Here is a 6,591-nt window from a genome sequence, read left to right as displayed (position 1 = left end):
GTCAAAATCCTGCACGCCGCCGCCGACCCGCTTTGTCGTGTAGAACAGGATGTAGGGCTTTGCGGTGAAGGGATCGCGGATCACGCGCACGCCGGCGCGGTCGACGATCAGATAGCCGCGGCGGAAATCGCCGAACGCGATCGAGAGCGAATTCGCCGCGACGTCGGGCATCTCCTCGGCGTCCGCGAGCGGAAAGCCGATCAGGCTCGACTTGCCGGTGGCCACCGCCGGCGGCTGCCAGAGATAGTTGCCGGTGGAGTCCTTGAACTTGCGCACCGTGCTCTGGGTCTTGCGGTTCATCACGAAAGTGGCGTTCTGGCGGGAGCCCGCGCGCACCGTATATCAGATCCACCAGCACGTCGGACGGATTGGACGTCGACCGGCGCCAGCAACACCGACGGCTGCGGCAGTCTCACCCGGCGTCACCCCGCTGACGCTGTAAACGACTGGATTTAGCGCACGGCGCGGGCGTGGGGCGCCCGGTGAGCACAGCGAGATCCGGAAGCTACTAGTTTCCCATATATCGCTGCGCTCATGCGCGCTACCTGCTGACATTTTTGGAACCAAACGAGAACAAATTGGGCAAAGAAAAACCCCGCGGAAGCGAGGTTTTCCCTTGGTTTAAGGGGGTTCCCGTAGGAGTCCCCCAGCCGCGAAGCTACGGATTAACGGGAAGCCCGCTTATCCTACCTCCGGCTCGGCTGAAAAGAATCGAATTTGGAACTCGACTCCCCAGCAGGTTCCTTAAGTCACATATCCGCTTGGGCGTTGTCAACTGCTATAACCCAAGGTTGTTCCCAGTAGCCCGCGGATAGCCGCAAGATGTTGCGGCGAAACCGCAGCTGCCGGGTCCGGTCGGTGACCTACGTTTACCATCCACAGTCTCTCTAAAGAAACCGTATATATGTGGTCGCATATGGCCCAAACAGGTTCAGTTTTGTGAAAAAAATGATAGGTTCCCGGAGTAAATTCATAGTGAGCAGGATTGGGAATCGCCGCCTTGAGCTTGCTGACAGGTACAACCGCGCATCGCCCCGTGGCGTTCGAGGAGCGAGCGGAGACAACGATCGCTCTTCGCTCTTTTTGCATCTCTGGCTTACGCAAGAACGTAAAATCACACATCACTACGCGCCCCGGCGAAGGTTGATGGATGACAGGTTGCCGACGCTCAGAGGTTCGCGAAGAAACGACGCACGGGTCTATCGCATCAAGAAAGGCTTGGGCTGTCGCTGCAACCATGTGGGAGCGAACTAGACTTGTCTTCAAGGGGACGGGCTTAAAATGGACAACAAACCGTTGCGCGACGTAGCAATTCCTGATTACGGAGCAAATAGCTTCTGACATTTCCTCTGTAAAACCGCTGTCACAAAGGCGGTCTATAATATCCTCGCGATCATACACGGCCAGATCGGCACGCGCGCGTTCGACCTCCTCGGCAACGCACATTGCTTGCCCTTCAGGCAAGCCAACCGCTTTTAAGCTTTTGTAGATTCGAAGTGCGTGGGGCATGTCTTGAAAACGGCTGCTTGAAACGTCTGGTTGTTCCAAGTTGTTCGCTCATTTGTCAATATGCCGTTGCCAATATCCCGTAAATTCGCGCTCTTACTGCGCTTCATTGCCAACGCCGCCACGCGGCTCACCTGATCGCCATTTGAGACGCGGTAGTCTCGTTCGAAAAGCGAGAGACGCATGATCTCTACAAAACACTACACCCCACATGCCGCGTTGCGGTCATAGCTTTACACAACTACCGGGGGGAACCCAAGCGCTTGTGGCGTTTGCACCATAATACCGCGCTGTTGCACCTACCCTCAGAGCCGGCACCGCTCTATGTCGGCAGTTTGCTCAACACCCTCACGAAGTCCCAGACCGCGTCGACCTGTTGCTCGGTTTCAAGGCAATAGAATTCCGCCTCCCCGGCTCGCGCATTCTGTCGGTGGGCTCGCCCAGCGTCTTTTTAAAAAAGATCGCGACCGCCTGATATTACAGTTCCGTCTTCCATAGGGCGGTCCGTTTCAATCCCGGTGGTTGCGTCATAGATCAGCGCCTTGCTCTTGTTCGCGCAAGTGTAGTGTGACCAACATGCTAGATCGGCCGCGCCGTGCAGTACGGCCGAACTCACCCGAGCTTGCGATCCATATCGGCGATGATCTGGCGGCGGATTTCTTCGAAGAAGACGCGGTGGCCGCCCGGGCTGAAGCTGGATCTCGGAGATTGCTTGAGCCAGACGTATTCGAGCTCTGCATCCGAATGGCCGCCGTCCAGCAGCTCATTGAGGAATGCCAGCACCACGCGGCGTTCATTGGCAACCTTGTGCTCAAGTGCCGCCGCTGCCAGGCTTTCGAGTGACACGGACTCTCCGGGATCCTCGGGATAGATGCATCCTACAAATTGTTCGAACTCGTACGGAATCTTCATGCGAAGCTCCTGTCGCCTCGTCTACTCATCGTTGACCGGAAATGCCGTGTGCACCCTATAGCCGCGCCACGAGCGCGTGTCATGCCTGACGATAACGCGAACGCTACAGGTGGGGCGGATGTAAGGGTCGGAGTCGCCGCCTCCTTGCCTGTTACAAATCCGAAACGCTCCTGGAGTTTGGCCTCCTTAAGTTTGCCGGCGGCGACCTGATCGACCGTGTCGGTGTTCCGTTTGAGCACCTGATTGACAAGGTCGTTGGCTTCTTCGCGCGACCGAAATGTGCCTTCGGCTATGGGATATTCTGTGATCTCCAGATTGCCGACTTGTGTGCGCTGCCATTTAGCGTTGAGCCAGTCAATGAGAGAGCTTTCTGTCCTGTCCGTATGTCTTCGCAGCGTATGGCCGCCGTTGTCGTCTTCCTCCTCTAGGACGGGTGTAAAACCGCGGGTTATCGGACGCTGCAATTTTTCCGATAGAATCCGAACGATTCCCGGCATCCGTGCGCGTGCCGTCCGGCTTGATTCGAAACAGGTCGCCGAGTTCGCTCGACCCGCTGACGTCGCCGATGCCGATATTGCCCATCGGCTGCGCGAGACTCGTGCCTGTCCCCTGGCCCGTGTCCTGGTTCGGGCTCGCAACCGTGCCCTGGCCCCCGCTGCCGTCCGTCCACTGCCCGCCGCGCGGATTGCCGGCCGGCACGCGCGGCTGGCTTGGGCTGTATTTGGCTTCCAGCTCCCGCTGCCGCTTCAGCTCCGCGCGGAGTTCGGCCACCTGTTCGCGCAGCACGGCGAGCAGCCGGTAGCCTTTCGCCACCTCTGCCGCGAGCTCCGGCTCGAGCGCGGCTTCCTGTGCCGCGTCGGGTTTGCGCTTGAGCGTTGGATAGATGTCGCCGGGATCGTAGCCGGGTTTTACCCAGCGCGCCGCGTCGGGGCGGATCCATAGATGCGCGTCCTGGCGCAGCCAGCGCTGGCGCTGGTGGCGCAGGTAGGGGTCGTCGGAATGGGACATGGGGATGTACATTTTCAGCGTCGCCCCCGCGAAGGCGGGGACCCATACGCCGTGTCGTTTCAGTTTGATCGATAGCGTGGCAGCGGTCGTGAGCGACTGCCGACGCCAGGGGTTATGGGTCCCCGCCTTCGCGGGGACGACGAAGGGATGCGTTGCGCCGCCCTCAGCTCACCGCGAACTTCAACAGCTTGATCGCGTCGAAATCCTGCACGCCGCCGCCGACCCGCTTGGTGGTGTAGAACAGGATGTAGGGTTTTGCCGTGAACGGATCGCGGATCACGCGCACGCCGGCGCGGTCGACGATCAGATAGCCGCGGCGGAAATCGCCGAAGGCGATCGACAGCGAGTTGGCGGCGACGTCGGGCATCTCCTCGGCGTCCACGAGCGGAAAGCCGATCAGGTTGGAGCGGTTGCCGGGCGACGCCGGCGGCTGCCACAGATAGTTGCCGGTGGAGTCCTTGAACTTGCGCACCATGCTCTGGGTCTTGCGGTTCATCACGAAGGTGGCGTTCTGGCGATAGCCCGCGCGCAAGGCATAGATCAGGTCGACCAGCACGTCGGATGGGTTCGACGCCGGGAAGGCGCCGGCCACGCCGCTCGCGATGTAACCGATATTGCCCCAGGCCCAGGAGCCGTTGGCCACCGTGGTCACGGCCAAAAATCCCTTCGGCTTGTTGACGCCGTCGCCGGTCACAAAGGCGAGGCCCTCCTGCTCGGCGAAGACCTGGTCGACCTCGCCCGCCAGCCACTCGTCGAGATTGACGGCGGAGTCCTCCAGCAGCGTCGCGGTCGCCGCCGGCATGGCGTAGAGCTCCATCGCCGGGAACGACAGCAGGTCGAGCACCGCGGACGCAGTCTGGGTGCGCGGATCGGTCTCCCCGACCCACCCCGTCGCCGGCCCGGCGGTCATGAACGGCTTTTTGTAGACCGTGGACGAGATCGCGCGCACCGAGGCAAGGCCCCGGATCGGCGAGATGTTGGCGAGGCGCCGGCCGATCTCGGTCTCCAGCTCCGGCGGCACCAGATAGCCGCCGTCCGGATTGGAGGCGATCGACATCGCCTTCATCTCGAGCGCGCGCAGCCCCGCGGCCTCGCCGCTGCGCACATAGTCGTCGAACGCGGATTTATGCTCGCGGGCGCCGGCGTCGGGGCGTCGGCCCTCGAGCGCGGGACGCGCGCGGTTCAACGAGATCGCGTCGAGCTGCTGCTGCTGGGCGTTGAGCGCGGCATCCATCCGCGCCAGCTTCTCGTCGTTCAACACGTCGCCTTTGCGCTGCTCGATCGCCTTGAGGCGGCCGTCGTTCTCCGACTTGAACTCCTCGAAGGTACGCATCATCGCGTCGTAGACGTCCTGCGCGTCGCCTGAGGGAATGCCGGCCTTGGTCTCGGGGGTGCGGTCGTGGATATCGAAGTCCATTGCTAGTGCTCCTTGGGTTGATGGTGTGTGGTGTGGTGGTGAAAACAAACTCATCGTCGTTCCGCGAAGGCGGGAACGACTCGGAGAGGCAGCGCGCCCCATACTCCGTCGTCATCCTGAGGTGCCCGCGCGCTTGCGCGGGCCTCGAAGGATGAGCCGCATGCACCTGTCTCCGCATCCTTCGAGGCTCGCCGAAGACGGCGAGCACCTCAGGATGACGGCGCCGGAGTATTTCGCGCGACGCTGCGCAGCGCGTTCTTGCGCCCCGTGCGTTCGCACAGGCGGGACGCCGCCGGCACCGGCGGCGCGCGCGGCGCGCCGATGTCTGCGCCCGCCAGAACGCTGCGCCATTCCGCCTCCGCCGCCTCGCGCAGCCGCGACCGTTTCGGCGCCGCCTGCTTCACTGCGCTGACCCGCGCGCCGTTCAGCAGCGGAAAGGTGACGATGGAGATTTCCCACAAGTCGACCTGGTACAATCGCCGCACCCGGCTCTTCGGATCGATCTGGCCGCGCACGGTGCGATAGCCGATCGACAGGCCGTCGACCGCGCCGGCCTTGAGCAGCGACAGCAATTCGCGCGCGCGCAAAACGTCCGGGATCAGCCGGCCGCGCGCCTTCAGCCCGCGCCAGTCTTCAACCAGCTCGAGCCAGATGCCGATGGGCTCGGAAGGATCGTGCTGGAACAGCATCGGGATCTTGCGCAAGCCTCTTGCCTTCAGGGTTTGCGCGAAGGCGCCGGGCATCACCATGTCGCGGGCCTGGTCGACTTCGCCGAACAGGCTGGCATAGCCCTCGATCGCGCCATCGGGGAAAAGCGCAAGACGGGAGGTCGGCGGCAACGGCGCGTGCATGGGGGGCCTCGCTTGAGAGGGGGTGTGCGGCTGATAAAACGGGAGCGCTTCTTTCTTCACCCTCCCCTGGAGGGGGAGGGTCGGCGCGCGTCGCGCGAAGCGTGATGCGCGACGGGGTGGGGTGAAGCCGCGGATGAACACTCACCCCACCCCGCCCGCGAATTTCATTCGCGGCGACCCTCCCCCTCCAGGGGAGGGTGAAGCGCGCTAGCCCCGCCCTCGCCGCGCCGGCTTGCGCCGCGGCCGCGGTTTTATCCGCGGCGGCTTCACCGGCGCGTGGCGCTGCAGCGCATCGAGCTGCGCCAGGAATTCGCGGAACACGGTGAGATGATCCGGAGCGGATTTGGTCTCGGGGCGGAGCGAAGCCAGCGTGGCGTGCAGGTTGTCCATGATCAAAACTCCTTCAGTCATGATGCTCTCTGGTCGAAGAGTTGCCCCGGCGATGCGCGCGGCGGTTGAAGCGCGCCAGTTCGCGCACGAAATCGTCGAAGCGGCGCGAGGCCGCGCCGAGCTCGCGGAGCGCGAACCACAGCGCGGTGCTGGCGGCGCTGGCCCACAGCAACAGCGCCAGATGCGCAAGATCGCCGCGCTCGGTGAAGATGCGGATCAGCTCGGACATGTGGTCTTCCTTACCCTCCCCTGGAGGGGGAGGGTCGGCGAGCATGAGCGAAGCGAAATGCTTGACGGGGTGGGGTGAAGCTACAAAGGCAGCGCCGCGGATGAACACTCACCCCACCCCGCCGCGAATTTCATTCGCGGCGACCCTCCCCCTCCAGGGGAGGGTGAAGAAAAGGGCGCAATAAGCGCAGCGCATTGCGCCGCTCGGTGTGGGACGGCGGAATGCGCTTCGCTTATTCCGCCCTCCGCGCTTTCTTACCCTCCCCTGGAGGGGGAGGG

The 6,591-nt window shown here is 62.9% G+C and carries 8 protein-coding genes and 1 pseudogene; all 9 read right to left on the bottom strand.

Going from position 1 to position 6,591, the window contains the following annotated elements; translation table 11 throughout:
- Positions 1–379, bottom strand: a pseudogene (locus VGP39_RS02590) (phage major capsid protein); the annotation flags it as partial.
- Between the two features lie 392 nt (positions 380–771).
- On the bottom strand, positions 772–1,548 hold the full coding sequence (locus VGP39_RS02585) for a type II toxin-antitoxin system PemK/MazF family toxin (RefSeq protein ID WP_327566544.1): 777 nt from the start codon (positions 1,546–1,548) through the stop codon (positions 772–774).
- A 570-nt stretch (positions 1,549–2,118) separates the two neighbouring features.
- The gene (locus VGP39_RS02580) at positions 2,119–2,418 is read right to left on the bottom strand and encodes a hypothetical protein (RefSeq protein WP_327566543.1); all 300 of its coding nucleotides are present in this window, start codon (positions 2,416–2,418) and stop codon (positions 2,119–2,121) included.
- Entirely contained in the window at positions 2,415–2,882 is a 468-nt protein-coding gene (locus tag VGP39_RS28090; RefSeq protein WP_414644544.1) for an RNase A-like domain-containing protein, read from the bottom strand. Before VGP39_RS28090 ends, VGP39_RS02580 begins: the two co-directional genes overlap by 4 nt.
- Positions 2,773–3,426, bottom strand: a complete 654-nt coding sequence (locus tag VGP39_RS02575) for a hypothetical protein (RefSeq protein ID WP_327566542.1) — start codon at positions 3,424–3,426, stop codon at positions 2,773–2,775. Before VGP39_RS02575 ends, VGP39_RS28090 begins: the two co-directional genes overlap by 110 nt.
- 163 nt (positions 3,427–3,589) lie before the next feature.
- Entirely contained in the window at positions 3,590–4,843 is a 1,254-nt protein-coding gene (locus VGP39_RS02570) for a phage major capsid protein (RefSeq protein WP_327566541.1), read from the bottom strand.
- Positions 4,844–5,052: 209 nt separating this feature from the next.
- Positions 5,053–5,694: an HK97 family phage prohead protease gene (locus VGP39_RS02565; protein ID WP_327566540.1), complete on the bottom strand. Its 642-nt coding sequence runs from the start codon at positions 5,692–5,694 to the stop codon at positions 5,053–5,055.
- A gap of 207 nt (positions 5,695–5,901) precedes the next feature.
- Positions 5,902–6,105 carry a hypothetical protein gene (locus tag VGP39_RS02560; RefSeq protein ID WP_327566539.1) on the bottom strand — a complete coding sequence of 68 codons (204 nt, stop codon included), beginning with the start codon at positions 6,103–6,105 and terminating at the stop codon, positions 5,902–5,904.
- Complete coding sequence (locus tag VGP39_RS02555; RefSeq protein WP_327566538.1) at positions 6,098–6,313, bottom strand: hypothetical protein; 216 nt, start codon at positions 6,311–6,313, stop codon at positions 6,098–6,100. Before VGP39_RS02555 ends, VGP39_RS02560 begins: the two co-directional genes overlap by 8 nt.
- Between the last annotated feature and the right edge of the window lie 278 nt (positions 6,314–6,591).

The sequence above is a fragment of the Bradyrhizobium sp. genome (genome assembly GCF_036009065.1).
Lineage (GTDB): Bacteria > Pseudomonadota > Alphaproteobacteria > Rhizobiales > Xanthobacteraceae > Bradyrhizobium.
Note: the sequence above shows the minus strand (reverse complement) of the source record. Positions and strands in the feature narration are given on the sequence as shown.

Bases quoted from the DNA above. Each gene is read 5' to 3' on its own strand.
- VGP39_RS02580 (WP_327566543.1), bottom strand. From the start codon at position 2,418: ATGAAGATTCCGTACGAGTTCGAACAATTTGTAGGATGCATCTATCCC.
- VGP39_RS02575 (WP_327566542.1), bottom strand. From the start codon at position 3,426: ATGTCCCATTCCGACGACCCCTACCTGCGCCACCAGCGCCAGCGCTGG.
- VGP39_RS02570 (WP_327566541.1), bottom strand. From the start codon at position 4,843: ATGGACTTCGATATCCACGACCGCACCCCCGAGACCAAGGCCGGCATT.
- VGP39_RS02565 (WP_327566540.1), bottom strand. From the start codon at position 5,694: ATGCACGCGCCGTTGCCGCCGACCTCCCGTCTTGCGCTTTTCCCCGAT.
- VGP39_RS02560 (WP_327566539.1), bottom strand. From the start codon at position 6,105: ATGACTGAAGGAGTTTTGATCATGGACAACCTGCACGCCACGCTGGCT.
- VGP39_RS02555 (WP_327566538.1), bottom strand. From the start codon at position 6,313: ATGTCCGAGCTGATCCGCATCTTCACCGAGCGCGGCGATCTTGCGCAT.